Genomic DNA, 17,710 nt, shown 5'->3' on the forward strand with positions numbered 1-17,710 from the left:
CCGCACCTCGAAAGGAAAACACGTGGACGCAACGACCGTTCTCGCGGAGATCAACGGCAACATCGCGACGGTTGGCTACGGCCTCGCTGCGATCGGTCCGGCCATCGGCGTCGGCATCGTCGTCGGCAAGACGATCGAGTCCGTCGCTCGCCAGCCCGAGCTCCAGGGCCGCCTGACGACCCTCATGTACATCGGTATCGCCTTCACGGAGGCCCTGGCCTTCATCGGCATCGCCACGTACTTCATCTTCACCAACTAAGGTCCCTCGATGCAGAACGCACTCATCATCGCGGCGGAGGAGACCCACAATCCGCTGATCCCACCGGTGTACGACATCGTGTGGTCCGCGGTGGCCTTCGTCATCATCTTCATCGTGATGTGGCGTGTCGTCACGCCGCGCATCACGAAGATGCTCGATGAGCGCACCGAGGCCATCGAGGGCGGCATCAAGAAGGCCGAAGCCGCCCAGCAACAGGCCGCTGCTGCGCTCGACGAGTACAACAAGCAGCTGGCGGACGCGCGTGCCGAGGCATCGCGCATCCGTGAGCAGGCCCGTGCCGACGCGACCGCGATCGGCAACGAGGTCCGCGAGCAGGCCACGGCCGATGCCGCACGCATCACCGCGAACGCCCAGGCGCAGATCGAGGCCGAGCGCCAGAGCGCGCTCCAGTCGCTCCGCACCGAGGTCGGCACGCTCGCACTCGACCTCGCGTCGGGTGTCATCGGCGAGTCCCTCCGGGACGACGCCAAGGCGACCGCCGTCGTCGACCGCTTCCTCGCCGACCTCGAGTCGTCGAAGGGCGCCCAGACGGCTGCCGGAACGGAGCACTGAGCATGCGTAGCGCCACCCGCGAAGCGATGTCGTCCACCCGGGCGGCCCTCGCAGACCTCGGCGGCGCCGTCGACCTCACGGTCGGGACAGAGATCTTCGCCGCAGGGCGTGCGATCGCCCGAGCGCCGCAGCTGCTCAACCTGCTCGCGGACCCGACCGCCGACACCGCCGGCAAGAAGGTCCTCATCGACCGCGTCTTCGCCGGTCAGAGCGACGCCTCGCGCGCCGTCCTGAGCGCGGTGGCCGGATCGCGCTGGTCCTCCCAGGGGGACCTGCTCGCCGGCATCGAGGACGCGGCCGTCCGGGCCGTGGCAGCGACGGCGGACCAGTCGACCTCCATCGAGGCCGAACTGTTCGCCTTCGAGACCGCGGTCCGTTCGGACGCCGGCCTCGAGCTCGCGCTCGGGACCAAGCTCGGCAGCCCCGACCAGAAGGGCTCGCTGGCCGAGCGTCTCCTGGGCGGCAAGGTGTCCGTGCAGACGATCACGATCGTGTCGAACCTCGTGCAGCAGCCCCGCGGCCGCCGCATCGGTGAGATCGTCCGTGACGCCTCGCGGATCGTCGCCGACCAGGCGGACAAGCTCGTCGCCACGGTCATCACGGCAGCCCCGCTGTCCGACGAGCAGGCGGCTCGCGTCGCCCGCGGCATCGGCGAGCGGTACGGCCGGGACATCAGCGTCAACCAGGTCGTCGACCCCACCGTCCTCGGCGGGGTCCGGGTGCAGGTCGGCGGCGACGTCATCGACGGCACCGTCACGTCCCGGCTCGCCGACCTCCGTCTCCAGCTCGCGCGCTGAGCGTACGGTCGAAGACGCCCCACCCAAGTCCACAACGGGAACTGTCGTCCGCGGCAGCATCACCCTCTCGGAGCCGAAGGGCCCCGGAAAACCACAAGGAAAATCCCATGGCAGACATCACCATCAGCCCCGATGAGATCCGTGATGCCCTGAAGGACTTCGTCTCGAACTACGAGCCGACGAAGGCCTCCACGGCCGAGGTCGGGCACGTCACCGACGCCGGTGACGGAATCGCCCACGTCGAAGGCCTCCCCGGCGTCATGGCCAACGAGCTCATCCGCTTCGCGGACGGCACGCTCGGCCTGGCGCAGAACCTGGACGAGGACGAGATCGGCGCCATCGTGCTCGGCGAGTTCGGCGGCGTCGAGGAGGGCCAGGAGGTCACCCGCACCGGCGAGGTCCTCTCCGCGCCCGTCGGCGACGCCTTCCTCGGCCGCGTGGTCGACCCGCTCGGCGCCCCGATCGACGGTCTCGGCGAGATCGCTGCGGAAGGCCGTCGCGCCCTCGAGCTCCAGGCCCCGGGCGTCATGTCCCGCAAGTCGGTGCACGAGCCGCTCCAGACCGGCATCAAGGCGATCGACGCGATGATCCCCGTCGGCCGCGGTCAGCGTCAGCTGATCATCGGTGACCGCCAGACCGGCAAGACGGCCATCGCGATCGACACGATCATCAACCAGAAGGCCAACTGGGAGTCCGGCGACGTCGACAAGCAGGTCCGCTGCATCTACGTCGCGATCGGCCAGAAGGGCTCGACGATCGCGTCCGTCAAGGGTGCGCTCGAGGACGCCGGCGCGATGGAGTACACCACCATCGTCGCCGCCCCGGCATCCGACCCGGCCGGCTTCAAGTACCTCGCCCCGTACACCGGTTCGGCCATCGGTCAGCACTGGATGTACCAGGGCAAGCACGTCCTGATCATCTTCGACGACCTGTCCAAGCAGGCCGAGGCGTACCGAGCCGTGTCCCTCCTCCTCCGTCGTCCGCCGGGACGCGAGGCCTACCCGGGCGACGTCTTCTACCTGCACTCCCGCCTGCTGGAGCGTTGCGCGAAGCTGTCCGACGAGCTCGGCGCCGGTTCGATGACGGGCCTCCCGATCATCGAGACCAAGGCGAACGACGTCTCGGCGTACATCCCGACCAACGTGATCTCGATCACCGACGGCCAGATCTTCCTGCAGTCGGACCTGTTCAACGCGAACCAGCGTCCGGCCGTTGACGTGGGCATCTCGGTGTCCCGCGTCGGTGGTGACGCGCAGGTGAAGTCGATCAAGAAGGTCTCCGGCACGCTGAAGCTCGAGCTGGCGCAGTACCGCTCGCTCGAGGCCTTCGCGATGTTCGCGTCCGACCTCGACCAGGCGTCGCGCCGTCAGCTCGACCGTGGTGCGCGTCTGACCGAGCTGCTCAAGCAGCCGCAGTACTCGCCGTACCCCGTCGAGGAGCAGGTCGTCTCGATCTGGGCCGGCACCAACGGCAAGCTCGACGAGGTCCCCGTCTCCGACGTGCTGCGCTTCGAGGGCGAGCTGCTCGAGCACCTGCGTCGCAACTCGGACGTGCTCACCACGCTGCGTGAGACGAACCAGCTCAGCGACGAGACCGTCGCCGAGATGTCGAAGCAGATCGACGCCTTCACGAAGGGCTTCCAGACCAGCGACGGCAAGACCCTGGGCTCCGAGAACGTCGAGTCCGCTTCGGCCGACGACGTCGACCAGGAGCAGATCGTCAAGGGTCGTCGCTAGATGGCGGCACAGGTCCGGGTCTACCGACAGCGCATCAAGTCGGCGAAGACCACCAAGAAGGTCACCCGCGCGATGGAGTTGATCTCGGCGTCGCGGATCCAGAAGGCCCAGGCCCGCATGGCCGCGTCCGGCCCGTACTCGCGGGCCGTGACGCGGGCGGTGTCGGCCGTGGCGACGTTCTCGAACGTCGACCACGTGCTGACCACCGAGCCGGCGACGTCGACGCGTGCAGCCGTGGTGCTGTTCACGTCGGACCGGGGCCTGAACGGCGCGTTCAGCACGAACGTCCTCAAGCAGGGCGAGGAGCTCGCCTCCCTGCTCCGCAGCGAGGGCAAGGACGTCGTCTTCTACCTGGTCGGACGCAAGTCCGTCGGGTACTTCGCGTTCCGTGAGCGTCCGTCCGAGCGCCAGTGGGTCGGCAACACCGACCAGCCGGAGTTCTCGACGGCGAAGGAGATCGGCGACGCGGTCGTGTCGAAGTTCCTCCAGGACACGGCTGAGGGCGGCGTGGACGAGATCCACATCGTGTTCAACCGCTTCCTCAGCCTCGCCACGCAGGAGCCGCAGGTCGTCCGGTTGCTCCCGCTCGAGGTCGTCGACGGGGTGGAAGCCCCGTCGAACGACGAGCCCCTCCCGCTGTACGAGTTCGAGCCGGACGCGGACGCAGTCCTCGACGCCCTGCTCCCGGTCTACATCGAGAGCCGCATCTTCAACGCCATGCTGCAGTCGGCCGCTTCCGAGCACGCCGCCCGCCAGAAGGCGATGAAGTCGGCGAGCGACAACGCCGACTCGCTGATCCGCGACTTCACCCGACTCGCCAACAACGCGCGTCAGGCCGAGATCACGCAGCAGATCTCCGAGATCGTCGGCGGCGCCGACGCACTCTCGTCGAAGAAGAAGTAGTGGTCCGCGCAGCTCGCGGACAGAACCCACCCTCAGGAAGGCACCAGCCATGACCGACACCGCCACCACCGCGGTCGAGACGTCGTCGGCGCCCGGTGTCGGCCGGATCGCCCGTGTCACGGGCCCCGTCGTCGACATCGAGTTCCCGCACGACGCCATCCCCGAGATGTACAACCTCCTGTTCACGACGATCACGATCGGTGACTCGTCGCAGGAGATCGGTCTCGAGGTCGCGCAGCACCTCGGTGACGACCTCGTCCGTGCGATCTCGCTGAAGCCGACCGACGGTCTCGTCCGCGGCCAGGAAGTCCGCGACTCCGGCGCCCCGATCTCGGTGCCCGTGGGCGACGTGACCAAGGGCAAGGTCTTCGACGTGCTCGGCAACGTGCTGAACACGGACGAGAAGCTCGAGATCACCGAGCGCTGGCCGATCCACCGCAAGGCCCCGGCCTTCGACCAGCTCGAGTCGAAGACCTCGATGTTCGAGACCGGCATCAAGTCGATCGACCTCCTCACGCCGTACGTGCAGGGTGGCAAGATCGGCCTCTTCGGTGGTGCGGGCGTCGGCAAGACCGTCCTCATCCAGGAGATGATCCAGCGCGTCGCGCAGGACCACGGCGGTGTGTCGGTGTTCGCCGGTGTCGGTGAGCGCACCCGTGAGGGCAACGACCTCATCGGTGAGATGGAAGAGGCGGGGGTCTTCGACAAGACGGCCCTCGTGTTCGGCCAGATGGACGAGCCGCCGGGAACGCGCCTCCGCGTGGCCCTGTCGGCGCTGACGATGGCGGAGTACTTCCGCGACGTGCAGAAGCAGGACGTCCTGCTCTTCATCGACAACATCTTCCGCTTCACGCAGGCCGGTTCCGAGGTCTCCACGCTGCTCGGTCGCATGCCGTCCGCGGTGGGCTACCAGCCGAACCTCGCCGACGAGATGGGTGTGCTCCAGGAGCGCATCACCTCGACGCGTGGTCACTCGATCACCTCGCTGCAGGCGATCTACGTGCCGGCCGACGACTACACCGACCCGGCGCCGGCCACGACGTTCGCGCACCTCGACGCCACGACCGAGCTGTCGCGTGAGATCGCGTCGCAGGGTCTGTACCCGGCGATCGACCCGCTGACGTCGACCTCGCGGATCATGGACCCCCGGTACCTGGGTGCTGACCACTACGAGACCGCGACCCGCGTCAAGGCGATCCTGCAGAAGAACAAGGAACTGCAGGAGATCATCGCGATCCTCGGTGTGGACGAGCTCTCCGAAGAGGACAAGATCACCGTCGAGCGTGCTCGCCGGATCCAGCAGTTCCTCTCGCAGAACACGTACATGGCGAAGAAGTTCACGGGCGTCGAGGGTTCGACCGTCCCGCTGAAGGACACCATCGAGTCCTTCCGCGCCATCGCCGACGGCCAGTTCGACCACGTTGCGACGCAGGCGTTCTTCAACGTCGGTGGCATCAACGACGTCGAAGAGAAGTGGGCACAGATCCAGAAGGAGAACCGCTGAGATGGCGGGTCTCACCGTGAGTGTCGTCTCGGCTGACCGCGAGGTCTGGTCGGGCGACACCACCATGGTCGTCGCACGGACGACGGAGGGCCAGATCGGCATCCTCGCGGGACACGAGCCGATGCTCGCCACCCTCGCGCAGGGTCAGGTCCGCATCACGCGGGCCGACGGCTCGACCGTCGCGGTCGACGCGGAGGACGGCTTCCTCTCCGTCGAGCACGACACGGTCACGATCGTGGCGCGGCAGGCCGCGCTCGCGTCCTGACCGGACTGACCGTCCTCCTCCCGCCGTCCGAGACGAAGCGGGAGGGCGGGGACTCGGAGCGCACCCTCGACCTGAGGGCGCTCTCCTTCCCGGAACTGGCCACAGAGCGGGCCGCGGTGATCACCGCGGCCCGCTCCGTCAGTTCCGAGGAGTCCACCGCGCGGGCGGCGCTCAAGCTCGGACCGAGGTCGGTCGCGGAACGGCTCCGGAACCTCGTGCTGCACGAGAGTCCGACGATGCCGGCGATCGAGCGCTACACGGGCGTGCTCTACGACCCGCTCGACGTGCCGGCGGCCGACGCCACCACGCGTGCGTGGTGGGCGGAACACGTCGTCGTGCAGTCGGCGATGTTCGGGCCGGTCGGGGCAGCGGACCCGGTGCCCGCGTACCGGTTGTCGCACGACTCCCGACTGCCGGGCCTCCGGCTCGCGACGCACTGGCCGGCCCCGGCGGGTGCTGCCCTGACGGGCCGCACCGGGGGGCTCGTGCTCGACCTCCGCTCGGAGGGGTACCGGGCGCTCGGGCCGGTCGAGGGCGCCGTGGTCCTGCGGGTGGTGTCCGTCACCGCGGACGGGCGGCGGAAGGCGCTGAACCACTGGAACAAGACCGCGAAGGGACGGCTCGTCGCGTTGCTCGGTCGGACCGGTGCAGCGGTCTCGTCGACGGCGGACCTCGTCGACTGGGCAGCGGGGAACGGGGTCGACCTCGAACGCCGCGGGGACGCATGGGACCTCGTCGCGGAGAGCCTCGAGCCGGCGACGGCCTGACCGCCGTCCCCTGCCGTCCCGACCGTTCGTCCACAGGGTGCGGACGCGGCAGGCACGTCCACGGGTCGGGCCGGGAGTGACGATGCGGCGGTCGCCGGTCGGCAGGCTGTCGGCATGGAGACCACCACGATCAGCACCACGACCGACCCGTACACACGACACACCCGCGAGATCGCCGCTGCCGTGACCCTGCCGGCAGCCGCCCGTGCCCTCGTCGCTCCGGAGGACCTCAGTGCGTCGGGAGCAGTCGCGGTCACGACCGCCTGCGGGGCGCTCGCGACCCGGCTCGCCCTCGTCCGGTTCCTCGCCGATCCGGGTCCGGTGGACGCCGCGGACGTCCGGCCGCTCGACCCGTTCAGCGAGCCGACGCCGTCGGCGCTGCACGGTTCGGGTCCGGAACCGGATCGGGACCGGGTGCGGACCGCGGGGGACCGGTGCGTCGAGGCGTGGCGTCGGTGGACGCGGTCATCGGACTCCGGGCTGTCCGAGATCGGTGTCGCCGGTGCCCTCGCACTCGGAGCCTGGTGTTCGTGGGCCCTCGGCTCCGAGCTCCGGGCGACGACCCGGGCACGCCACGCCCTCGCGGTCCGGGCGGACGACCCGCTCGCCGGGCTCGTGCTGCGGACCTGTCGCGCCGACGCCCGCGCGGCGTGGCGGAGGTGAAGCCCCGGTGCACCGCATCGTCTACGGTGGGAGTGCCGACGGGAGGAGCCGCACGTGCACGACGAGGACGACCTCGACGACACCGTGCTCCGTCCTGCGCGCCGGCGGGCTGCGGAGCCGGACGACCTCGGTGACACCGTCGGCAGCGCTGACCGCCCGGCTGCGGGCACCTGGGGGAGCGTCGGCAGCGGACTCCCCGGCGGTGCGCCGGCCGGGTCCAACGGAGCATCGGCGGCCGGGTCGGACCGAGCATCGGCGTCCGCGTCCGCCCAGACGTCGGGCCCGGCAGCTCGGTGGACGCCGTCCGTCCCGGTGCCCGCCGTCCGCATCGGCGACCGCGTGCACCGCCTCGACCGGCCGGTGGTCGTCGGGCGACGCCCGACATCGCCGCGCGTGGTCCCGGGCGCGGCGCCGGAGCTCGTCACGGTGGCGTCGCCGACCGGCCTCGTCTCGTCGTCACACGTGCGCTTCTCCGCCGCCGGGACCTCCACGGTCGTCGACGACCTCGGGTCGACCAACGGCACGGTCATCCGGCCCGCGGGTGCTCCGCCGCACCGGATGCCGTCCGGCGCGTCGATGGTCGTGCTGACCGGTACGGTTGTCGACATCGGTGACGGCAACGGGATCGAGGTGCTGTCGCCGTTCACGCGGGCGGTGCCGCCCGTCGTCGCACGCCCGTCCGACCGGTGGCCGTCCGACACGTCGTCCCCCGGTCCCTCCCCGGACCCCGGTCCGTCCCGAACACCAGAGAGCGATCCTGAACCGTGACCGAACTCGGCCGAGCAGCCTCCGCCCACGCGATCGACGTCCCCGGTGCCGGGGGTGAGACCCTCACGCTCTCCTGGGGTGCGGCGACCGACGTCGGTCGCCGCCGGGACCACAACGAGGACAGCTACATCGTCGCAGCGCCGTTCTTCGTCGTCGCGGACGGCATGGGCGGGCACCTCGCGGGGGACCGCGCCAGTGACGCCGTCGTCCGGCGGCTCGGTGCGTCGACCGACGAGTCGTTCGCATCGCGCCAGACGATCCAGCACGCGCTGCTGCTCGCGACGGCGGACATCGAGCGCGCAGCGGGCGGGAACGCCCTCGGGGCGGGGACGACGGTGACCGGTGTCGCACTCGTCGCCGGCCAGGGGCAGCCCGCGGCGCTCGTCTTCAACGTGGGGGACTCCCGCACCTACCGGAGCGAGGCCGGAGGCCCGTTGCGTCGTCTGACGGTCGACCACTCGGTCGTGCAGGAGATGGTCGACGCCGGCGTGCTCCGCGCCGAGGACGCCGAGTCGCACCCCGACAGCAACGTCATCACGCGGGCCGTCGGGTTCGGCGAGCCGCCGGAGCCGGACTGGTGGACGATCCCGCTGCGGACCGGCGACCGGTACCTGGTGTGCTCGGACGGCCTGACCAAGGAGATCGGCGACGTCGGCATCTCGCGCATCGCCGCGAAGGTCGCGGACCCGCAGGAGCTCGCCGAGCGCCTGGTGGGCGACGCGGTCATCGCGGGCGGGCGTGACAACGTCACGGTCGTCGTGCTGCAGGTCGACGCTGCACCGGCGGGTCGGGACGACGTGGACGACACCCTCCCGCGCCACTGAGCCGCGAGGGCCCGGGTGCGCCCTGTCCGGTCACGCAGGCCCCCGAACTGGGGGTCCGGCGCGTGTCCGCCTCCGGAGACCGGCCCCGAGCCGTCACCGCTGCTTCGTAGACTGTCCTGACCGTGTCGAGAGCAGGCCGTCCGGCCGGGAAGGAGCGACCATGGCCCGCCGGCTGCCGTCGAGCCCTCCCGTCCTGCCCGGCTTCACCGCCGTGCACGTGCTCGGGTCGGGCGGCTTCGCCGACGTCTTCCTCTACGAGCAGGACATGCCGCGTCGACAGGTCGCGGTGAAGGTCCTCCTCGACGAGGTCGTCGACGACCGCGTCCGCCAGATGTTCCAGCTCGAGGCCAACCTCATGGCCCGGTTGAGCACCCACCCCTCGATCCTCACCGTCTTCCAGGCGAGCGTCGCGGCGGACGGACGGCCCTACCTCGTCATGGAGCTGTGCTCGTCGTCGCTGAGCGACCGCTACCGGCGCGAGCCGGTCCCGGTGTCGCAGGTCCTCTCGATCGGTGTGCGCATCGGTGCCGCGCTCGAGACCGCGCACCGCGAGGGCGTGCTGCACCGGGACGTCAAGCCGTCGAACATCCTCATGACGGCCTACGGCAACCCGGTCCTCAGCGACTTCGGCATCGCCGCGTCCCTCGGTGAGGCCGACCCCGACGAGCCGATCGGCATGTCCATCCCGTGGTCGGCACCCGAGGTGCTGTCCGACGAGTCCCGCGGGTCGATCCAGTCCGAGGTCTACTCGCTGGCGGCCACGATCTCGACCCTGCTCGCAGGGCGGAGCCCGTTCGAGGTCCCCGGCGGTGCGAACGGCGCCGCCGACCTGATGTCCCGCATCGACAAGGGCGGCCCACGCCCCACCGGACGGCCGGACGTCCCCCCGACCCTCGAGCGCGTCCTCGCCGCCGGCATGGCCCGTCGTCCCGCGGACCGCCCCGCGACCGTCCTCGACCTCGTGCGTGGGTTCCAGCAGGTCGAGGCCGAGCTCGGCCTCCCGCAGACGCATGCCGACGTCGCCGTGGAGAGCTGGGCCGTGACGACACCGACGGCAGAGGGTGACCGGACCGTGGTCCGCGCTCTCCAGCCTCCCGTCCGTGCCGGTCGCCGACGGCGTCGGCGCCGAGCCGTCCTCGGTGGCGTCGACGGCACCGGTTCGCGGAGCGTCGGGACGGTGCACCGCCCCGGCTCGTCCGCCCGCGCCCGACGCGGCCCGCGCACGACCGTCGTGTGGGCCTCCGTGGCGTCCGCCGTCGTCGTCGCCGCACTGGCGGTGACGGCCGTCGTGGTCGTCACCCGCGACGCCGACGCGTCCATCCCCACCGTGGCCGGGATCAGCACGAGCACGACCGGGTCGTCGGTCACGTTCCGCTGGGACGACCCGGGCCTGCGCCCCGGGGACACGTACGTCGTCACCTCGGGCGGGTCGACGAGCCAGCAGTCCGGCACGTCCTTCGTGGTCACCGGACGCTCGGGTGTCGAGGAGTGCGTCACCGTCGCGGTGAACCGGGACGGGCGTACCGGGGCCGTGAGCGACCAGCGGTGCGCGACGATCGGCGGCACCTCGTGATCCGGCGGCTGTTCCGCGCGCACCGGTCGGCGGCGCTGACGTCCGTGGTCGCCGTCGTCGTCGGCGCGGTCGTCACCGGGACGGCTCTCGTGTCGACCGGGTACCACACGCAGCGTGTCGACCTCGGTGACGGCACGGTCTGGGTGCCGTCCGCGGAGTACGGCGCGGTCGGTCGCGCGAACCCCGGGGTGCTCGAGCTCAACACCGCGGTGTCGACGTCCTCCGACGCCGTCGACGTCCTGCAGCACGGGTCGACCGTGTACAGCGTCGACCGGACGAAGGGGACGGTCGCACGGGTCGACGTCGCGGACGCCACCCTGGGTGACGCCGTCACGCTGCCCGCGGGCAGCCCGGACGTCTTCTTCGCGGGGCGCACCGCGGTCGTCGGGAACGGCGACACCGGCGAGCTCTGGACCACGCCCGCGTCCGCGCTCGAGGACTTCGACGCCTCGACGAAGGCCGACCTGACGCTCGGCGCCGACGCGGTGTTCGACGCCGCCGACGACCGCGTCGCCGTCTACTCGCCCCGCACGTCGACCGCGTCCCTCGTCGACCTCGGTGCCACGCCGACCGTCGCGCACCGGTGGACGGTCCGGATGGACCGCACGCACGAACTGCAGGTCGCCGCGTTCGGCGACCACGTCGCCGTGCTCGACCAGACCGACGGTGTGCTCGCGGTGGACGGGCGCCGGGTCGACCTCGCGAGCCGTGTCGGCGCGGCACCCGCGCTCCAGCGGTCGTCGGACGGTGGTGCGAGCGTCACCGTCGCCGGTGCGACCGGCCTCGTCCGGGTCGGGCCGTCGGGTTCCGTCGACGCCGTCCCGCTCGCCGTCTCCGGGCGGGCCGCACGACCCCTCGTCAGCGGCTCGTGCACGTACGGTGCCTGGAACGGTGGTCAGGCCGTCGACACGTGCGCCGGCCGGGCCGTGCAGGACCTCGACCGCGTCCCGGGGGGTGCCGCCCTCCGGATCGTGCACAACGGCGCCGCGGTGGTCGCGAACGACCCGGACAGCGGCCGGACGTGGGCGGTCGGGCGGAGCGGGCAGCTCATCGACAACTGGGCGGACCTGGTCGACCGCGCGGACGACCGCCAGCAGGAGCGCATCGCCGAGGACGACCCCGAGGTGCAGGAGGACCAGGCGCCGCCGGTCGCCGTCGACGACGACCTCGGGGCGCGTCCCGGACGCACCACGACCCTCCCGGTCCTCCTCAACGACCACGACCCGAACGGCGACCCGCTCGTCGTGAGCGAGGTCGGCACGGTCCCGGCGGCTCGCGGCACCGTCGCGATCGTGTCGGACGGGCAGCGGCTGCAGGTCACCCTGCCCGACGACGCGTCCGGCGTCCTGACCTTCCCGTACACGATCACGGACGGCAACGGAGGCTCGGACACGGCCGCCGTGCGCGTCACGGTCCGCTCCGACTCGGTCAACGAGCCGCCGCGGCAGGTCCGGGACACGCGGGCCGACGTCGTGCGCGGCGGTCACGTCACGACGAACGTCCTCGGGGACTGGATCGACCCCGACGGCGACCCCGTGTTCCTCCGGTCGGCGACGCCGTCCGACGGGGACGCGGCCTCGACGACCCCGGACGGGCTGCTCGACTACCGCAACGACAGCGGCCGCACCGGCGAGCGGACGCAGCGGGTCGTCGTGAGCGACGGCCGCGACCAGGGTCGGGGCTCGGTCACGGTCGACGTCGCCGCGCCCGGGGACGTCCCGCTCCGCGCCGACTCGTTCCCCGTCTCCGGGTACGCCGGCAAGCCCTTCACGGTCGACCCGCTCGAGCACGTCCGCGGCGGGAACGGCACGGTGACGCTGACGAGCGTGTCGTCCGCGTCCGGCCTGACCGTTACCCCGTCCTACGACGCCGGCACCTTCCGGGTCGTCGCGCGGGCCGCCGGCGACGCCCAACTCGAGTACACGGTCACCGACGGCGTCAAGACCACGAGCGGCGTCGTCCGGGTCACGGTGCTCGCGCCGCCCGACGCCTCGAGCGCCCCGGTCACGACGCCGAAGACCGTGTTCGTCAACACCCTCGGCACGAAGGACACCGACGTCACGGCGACCGACTCCGACCCGTCCGGCGGCGTCCTCCTCGTGACCGGGCTCGACGGCCCCGCGGACGGATCGGGCGTGCAGGCGAGCGTCCTCGACCAGCACGTGGTCCGCGTGACGCTGACCGCCCCGCTGGCCGGCCCGGTGTCCTTCCGGTACACGGTGTCGAACGGACTGGCCTCGGCGACCGGCACGGTGACCGTCGTCGAGATCCCGGAGCCGGACCGCATCCAGCCGCCGGTGGCCCAGCCGGACACGGCGACGGTCCGCGTCGGGGACGTGACGGACATCGACGTCCTCGCGAACGACACCCAGCCCGAGGGCGGCTCGCTGACGCTGCTGCCCGACCTGGTGCAGGACGTCCCGGGCGGCAGCGGCCTGCTGTTCGTGTCGGGCGACCGGCTCCGGTACCTCGCGCCGACCACGCCGGGCACGTACACGGCGGCCTACCGTGTCGCCGGCCCGGACGGGCAGACCGCCGACGCGACCGTCTCCATCTCGGTCCGCGACCGCGACCGGACGACGAACAGCGCCCCGGTGCCCCAGACGGTGACGGCCCGCGTCGTCGCCGGGCAGACGGTCCGGATCGCGGTGCCCCTCGCCGACACCGACCCGGACGGCGACTCCGTGCAGCTCGTCGGCGTCGGGTCGAACCCGGAGAAGGGCGCTGTCACCGAGGTCACGACGGATGCGCTGACGTACGAGGCCGGCGACTACTCCGCCGGCACGGACGAGTTCACGTACACGGTGGTCGACGCCCTCGGCGCCCGCGCCACCGGAACGGTCCGCGTCGGCATCGCGCCGCGTGCCGACCAGGCCTCCGACCCGGTCGCGCAGGCCGACCGCGTCACGATCCGGCCCGGTGGCACCGTGACGGTCCGGGTCCTGCAGAACGACTCGGACCCCGAGGGCGGGCGGCTCCGCGTCGCGTCCGCCGAGCCGACGGGGTCGGGCGTGCGGGCCCGGGTCCTCGGCGGCGAGACGGTGCGCGTCACGCCGCCCGCGTCCGCGCGCGAGGGTGACTTCGCCGTCCTGTACACCGTGACGAACGAGCGGGCCGGGTCCAGCACCGCCTTCCTCACCGTCACGGTGGACCCCGACGCGTCGCCGCTCCGGCCCGAGGTCGACGACACCGTGCTCGACCTGCAGGACGTCCTCGGGCGCGACTCCGTCACGGTCGACGTGCTCCGGAACGTGTTCGCGGCCGAGGGCACGCGCGCGGACCTCCGGGTCGGCCTCGTCGGTGGCCACCGGAGCGGCGCCCGCGTCACCGACGACGACCGGATCGCGGTGCGGATCACGGCACGGTCGCAGGTGATCCCGTTCTCGGTGGCCCTGCGTGACCAGCCGGACATCGTCTCGCTCGGCTTCGTCCACGTGCCCGGCACCGACGACGCCCTGCCCCAGGTCGACCGGTCCGCGCCCGCCGTCACGGTGCGGAGCGAGTCGACGGTGCGGATCCCGCTCGACCGCTACGTCGTGACCGCCACCGGCCGCACCGCGACGCTGACCGACCGCGGTGCCGTGAAGGCCACCCACGCCAACGGCGGCTCGCTCGTCGTCGACAGCTCGACGCTGCAGTTCACCTCCGCCGAGCTGTACTACGGCAACGCGTCGATCTCGTTCGAGGTCACCGACGGCTCGGACGCCGACGGCGGCAAGGGGCGGGTGGCGACCCTGGTCCTGCCGATCACCGTCACGCCCCGGTCGAACCAGCCGCCGGCGCTGAGCGGGACCACGCTCGAGCTCCAGCCGGGCGACACCCGCACACTCGACCTCACGAAGCTCACCGACTACCCGTACCCGGCCGACCTGCCGGAGCTGCGGTACTCGGTGGTCGACCGCCCGGGTGGCGGCACCACCGCCTCGGTGACCGGGCAGCGCCTCACCGTGCGAGTGCCGGAGTCCGCACGGACCGGGACGAGCACCTCCGTCGGCGTCGGCGTCGCGGACGCGACCAACGCCGGTCGCGCGGGCCGGATCGTCGTCGACGTCGTGACCTCGACCCGACCGCTCGTGCAGCCCGCGCCGGACAGCACCGTCGTCGCCCGTGGCACGACCACGACGGTCGACGTCCTGGCGAACGACCGGACGACGAACCCGTTCCCCGGCGAGCCGCTCCGCGTGACCGACATCCGCGGGCTCGGCGGCGGGCTGCCGTCCGGCGTCTCGGTGACCCCGAGTGCCGACCGCTCGCGCCTCCGCGTGACGGTCGCGCGTGACGCGAGGCCGGTCGACGCGCACCTGCAGTACCGTGTCGCCGACGTCACCGGGGACACGGCACGGTCCGTGTGGGGCGACGTCACGATCTCCGTGCAGGACGTGCCCGACGCGCCCGGGACCCCGACCCGGACCGGGTCGTCCGAGGGCGGCCGCGTGACGCTCTCCTGGTCGACCCCGCGGGCGAACAACTCGGCGATCACCGGCTACCGGGTGACGGGGACGAACGGCGTGGCGCAGGACTGCGGCACCGCGACCGTCTGCACGGTCACGGGGCTCGACCCGACGGCGTCCTACCGGTTCTCCGTCACCGCCGCGAACGCCGTCGGTCGGTCGGACCCGTCCGCGCAGTCGGCCGCGATGAGCGCGGACTTCGTGCCCGCGGCACCGACCGGCACGACGGTCGGCCCGGACCGCACCACGCCGAACCGGCTCGACGTCCGCTGGGACGCCGTGCCGCGTCCGTCGCGGGGGAGCCTCGTCGACCAGTACGTGGTCACCGTCGCCGGGCCGGGGCTCAGCACCACGAAGACCGTCCGCGGTGCCACCGCCACGACCTTCGACGGCGCCCTCAGCGGTGCGACGTACGCGGTCACGGTCTCGGCACGGAACGACGCGGCCCGCGACGGCACCGCCGTGCAGTGGAACACCGGTTCCGCGACGGGCGCCGCGGTCGGGACGCCCGGGACGGTCACCGGGCTCAGCGCCTCGACCGGCAGCACGCCCGACACCGACGGGCGGTCCACCGTGACCGTGACCTGGGGCGCGGCGGACGGCCAGGGCGGCAGCGGGCCGTCGTACGCCGCGTACCGGATCGCGGCGGGCTCGACGCCGACCTGCCGGAGCCTCGCCGGGGAGACGCCCGTCGGGACGGCGTCCGGCGCCGTCGACCGGGGCGTGCCGGCCGGCGTGACGCGGTACGCGGTCGTCGCCGACAACGGCCTGTTCTGCAGCGTGGCCGTCACGGACACGGTCGCCTACGAACGGCCCGCGGCTCCGGTCGCTCCGTCGGTCGGCCTCGTCACGTCGGGCCAGCCGGACCGCATCGACGCGCGCGTCACGGCCCCGACCACGAAGGTCGACCACTACCGCCTCGACACCGGGAGCGGGACGGTCGACCTGGCGCCCGGTGACTCCTGGACCGGTGTCCCCGGTGCCGGGTCGCGCAACACCGCCGTGAAGGTCGCCCTGCAGGCGTGCGGTGCCCCTGGTGACGCGTTCTGCTCGGACCGGACCTCCGCGACCGCGGGCGCCCTCGACCTGTCCGCGTCCGTGACGACGGCGGCGCACGGGCACCCGATCGTGGTGAGTGGCCCGGACGGCAGCGCCGTCGGATCGGTCCGCTACACCGCCACCTGGTACGACGCGGACGGCACGGTCCTGCCCGCGGGCGACGGCAACCCGTGGGACGGGTCCAGCGTCGGGCCCACCCCGCCGACGGACGCCTCGACGGTGTCGGTCCGGGCGTCCGTGACCACGTCGTTCGACGCGGACCTGACCCGTACAGGCACCGACTCCGACCCCGTCGACGTCGGCCCCGACCCGGACGCACCCGCGCCCGACCCCGCACCGATCCCGGGACAGGGCGACCCACCGGGGACGGGCGACCCGCCCGGCCAGGGCGCGTCCGGCTGACCGCCGGGCCGCCCCGCGGGCAGACACGGCTCGTCAGCCGTGCCCCGCCAGGCCGCGACGATCCAGACCGCGACGACCCAGACCCCACCGACCCGGCCCGCAGCACCCCGCCAACCGCACTCCGCCAGTCCGCACCCCGCCAGCCCGCACCCCGCCCGACCCGACGAGGAACGACCCGCATGACCATGACCCCGGAGCAGGCCACCCGCTTCGCCGACGTCGCCGCCCGCATCGTGACGAACGTCGAGCAGGTGCTCCTCGGCAAGGCCTTCGTGATCCGCCTGGCCGTCACCGCGATGCTCAGCGAGGGGCACTTGCTGCTCGAGGACGTCCCGGGCACCGGCAAGACGAGCCTCGCCCGAGCCCTCGCCCAGAGCGTGCAGGGCGTGACGAGCCGCATCCAGTTCACGCCCGACCTGCTGCCCGGCGACATCACCGGCATCAGCGTCTACGACCAGCGCGCGCAGGAGTTCGAGTTCCACCGCGGGCCCGTCTTCGCCAACGTCGTCCTCGCGGACGAGATCAACCGCGCCAGCCCGAAGACCCAGTCCGCACTCCTCGAGGCGATGGAGGAGTCCGCCGTCACGGTCGACGGCGTCAGCCACCGCCTCGGCGCGCCGTTCATGGTGATCGCCACGCAGAACCCGGTCGAGCAGGCCGGCACGTACCGGCTCCCCGAGGCGCAGCTCGACCGCTTCCTCATGAAGACCTCGATCGGCTACCCGGACCACGCTGCGACCGTCCGCATCCTCGAGACGTCCTCGGCGCCGTCCGCCGCCGTCCCGCTCGCGAGCGTCGTCCCCGCCGCCAGCGTCACCGAGCTCGCCGCGCTCGCCCGCACCGTGCACGTCGACCCGGTCATCGCCGACTACGTCGCTCGTCTGGTCGACGCGACCCGCGCAGCCGGCGAGGTCCGACTCGGCGTCAGCGTCCGCGGTGCCATGGGCCTCGTCCGCGCCGCACGCGTCTACGCCGCGGTGCAGGGGCGCCACTACGTCACACCGGACGACGTCAAGGCGTTGGCCGAGCCGGTGCTCGCCCACCGCCTCGTCCTGGACGCCGAGGCGGAGTTCGACGGCGTCAGCGCGTCGAGCGTCATCGGACAGATCCTCGTCGAGACGCCGCCGCCCGCGGACCGGACGCCGCGGTGACCGACCGCCGGCCCG

14 protein-coding genes are annotated in these 17,710 nt (G+C 72.4%); all 14 read left to right on the plus strand.

Annotation, left to right across the window (positions count from 1 at the left end):
* The first annotated feature begins 22 nt into the window (after window positions 1-22).
* The 14 genes from atpE (at window position 23) to DEI95_RS09500 (ending at window position 17,695) form a co-directional block, all read left to right on the plus strand.
* Window positions 23-259, plus strand: coding sequence for an ATP synthase F0 subunit C (atpE, locus tag DEI95_RS09435; RefSeq protein WP_027465781.1), 237 nt, complete (start codon window positions 23-25; stop codon window positions 257-259).
* A gap of 9 nt (window positions 260-268) precedes the next feature.
* Window positions 269-832: a F0F1 ATP synthase subunit B gene (locus DEI95_RS09440; protein ID WP_111060077.1), complete on the plus strand. Its 564-nt coding sequence runs from the start codon at window positions 269-271 to the stop codon at window positions 830-832.
* 2 nt (window positions 833-834) lie between these two features.
* Window positions 835-1,629 (plus strand): F0F1 ATP synthase subunit delta, encoded by a 795-nt coding sequence (locus tag DEI95_RS09445; RefSeq protein WP_110890829.1) that lies wholly within the window; start codon window positions 835-837, stop codon window positions 1,627-1,629.
* 107 nt (window positions 1,630-1,736) lie between these two features.
* Window positions 1,737-3,365, plus strand: coding sequence for a F0F1 ATP synthase subunit alpha (atpA, locus tag DEI95_RS09450; RefSeq protein ID WP_110825111.1), 1,629 nt, complete (start codon window positions 1,737-1,739; stop codon window positions 3,363-3,365).
* Window positions 3,366-4,268: a F0F1 ATP synthase subunit gamma gene (locus tag DEI95_RS09455; RefSeq protein WP_110825110.1), complete on the plus strand. Its 903-nt coding sequence runs from the start codon at window positions 3,366-3,368 to the stop codon at window positions 4,266-4,268.
* A 49-nt stretch (window positions 4,269-4,317) separates the two neighbouring features.
* Window positions 4,318-5,772 (plus strand): F0F1 ATP synthase subunit beta, encoded by a 1,455-nt coding sequence (atpD, locus tag DEI95_RS09460; RefSeq protein WP_110825109.1) that lies wholly within the window; start codon window positions 4,318-4,320, stop codon window positions 5,770-5,772.
* Between the two features lies 1 nt (window position 5,773).
* Window positions 5,774-6,037: a F0F1 ATP synthase subunit epsilon gene (locus DEI95_RS09465; protein WP_110825108.1), complete on the plus strand. Its 264-nt coding sequence runs from the start codon at window positions 5,774-5,776 to the stop codon at window positions 6,035-6,037.
* Window positions 6,038-6,042: 5 nt separating this feature from the next.
* On the plus strand, window positions 6,043-6,804 hold the full coding sequence (locus DEI95_RS09470) for a YaaA family protein (protein WP_111060078.1): 762 nt from the start codon (window positions 6,043-6,045) through the stop codon (window positions 6,802-6,804).
* 114 nt (window positions 6,805-6,918) lie between these two features.
* Window positions 6,919-7,467, plus strand: a complete 549-nt coding sequence (locus tag DEI95_RS09475) for a hypothetical protein (RefSeq protein WP_111060079.1) — start codon at window positions 6,919-6,921, stop codon at window positions 7,465-7,467.
* 54 nt (window positions 7,468-7,521) lie between these two features.
* Window positions 7,522-8,235, plus strand: a complete 714-nt coding sequence (locus tag DEI95_RS09480) for a hypothetical protein (RefSeq protein WP_111060080.1) — start codon at window positions 7,522-7,524, stop codon at window positions 8,233-8,235.
* Entirely contained in the window at window positions 8,232-9,059 is an 828-nt protein-coding gene (locus tag DEI95_RS09485) for a PP2C family serine/threonine-protein phosphatase (protein ID WP_111060081.1), read from the plus strand. Before DEI95_RS09480 ends, DEI95_RS09485 begins: the two co-directional genes overlap by 4 nt.
* 160 nt (window positions 9,060-9,219) lie before the next feature.
* The gene (locus DEI95_RS09490) at window positions 9,220-10,632 is read left to right on the plus strand and encodes a serine/threonine-protein kinase (RefSeq protein WP_111060082.1); all 1,413 of its coding nucleotides are present in this window, start codon (window positions 9,220-9,222) and stop codon (window positions 10,630-10,632) included.
* Entirely contained in the window at window positions 10,605-16,544 is a 5,940-nt protein-coding gene (locus DEI95_RS09495) for an Ig-like domain-containing protein (protein ID WP_111060083.1), read from the plus strand. The genes DEI95_RS09490 and DEI95_RS09495 overlap by 28 nt, the downstream gene beginning before the upstream one ends.
* 179 nt (window positions 16,545-16,723) lie before the next feature.
* Window positions 16,724-17,695, plus strand: a complete 972-nt coding sequence (locus DEI95_RS09500) for a MoxR family ATPase (protein WP_110825101.1) — start codon at window positions 16,724-16,726, stop codon at window positions 17,693-17,695.
* Window positions 17,696-17,710 lie beyond the last annotated feature (15 nt).

It is taken from the genome of Curtobacterium sp. MCBD17_008, from assembly GCF_003234475.1.
Classification (GTDB): domain Bacteria; phylum Actinomycetota; class Actinomycetes; order Actinomycetales; family Microbacteriaceae; genus Curtobacterium.

Bases quoted from the DNA above. Each gene is read 5' to 3' on its own strand.
- DEI95_RS09500 (WP_110825101.1), top strand. From the start codon at position 16,724: ATGACCATGACCCCGGAGCAGGCCACCCGCTTCGCCGACGTCGCCGCC.
- DEI95_RS09475 (WP_111060079.1), top strand. From the start codon at position 6,919: ATGGAGACCACCACGATCAGCACCACGACCGACCCGTACACACGACAC.
- DEI95_RS09445 (WP_110890829.1), top strand. From the start codon at position 835: ATGCGTAGCGCCACCCGCGAAGCGATGTCGTCCACCCGGGCGGCCCTC.
- DEI95_RS09490 (WP_111060082.1), top strand. From the start codon at position 9,220: ATGGCCCGCCGGCTGCCGTCGAGCCCTCCCGTCCTGCCCGGCTTCACC.
- DEI95_RS09465 (WP_110825108.1), top strand. From the start codon at position 5,774: ATGGCGGGTCTCACCGTGAGTGTCGTCTCGGCTGACCGCGAGGTCTGG.
- DEI95_RS09455 (WP_110825110.1), top strand. From the start codon at position 3,366: ATGGCGGCACAGGTCCGGGTCTACCGACAGCGCATCAAGTCGGCGAAG.
- atpA (WP_110825111.1), top strand. From the start codon at position 1,737: ATGGCAGACATCACCATCAGCCCCGATGAGATCCGTGATGCCCTGAAG.
- atpD (WP_110825109.1), top strand. From the start codon at position 4,318: ATGACCGACACCGCCACCACCGCGGTCGAGACGTCGTCGGCGCCCGGT.
- DEI95_RS09440 (WP_111060077.1), top strand. From the start codon at position 269: ATGCAGAACGCACTCATCATCGCGGCGGAGGAGACCCACAATCCGCTG.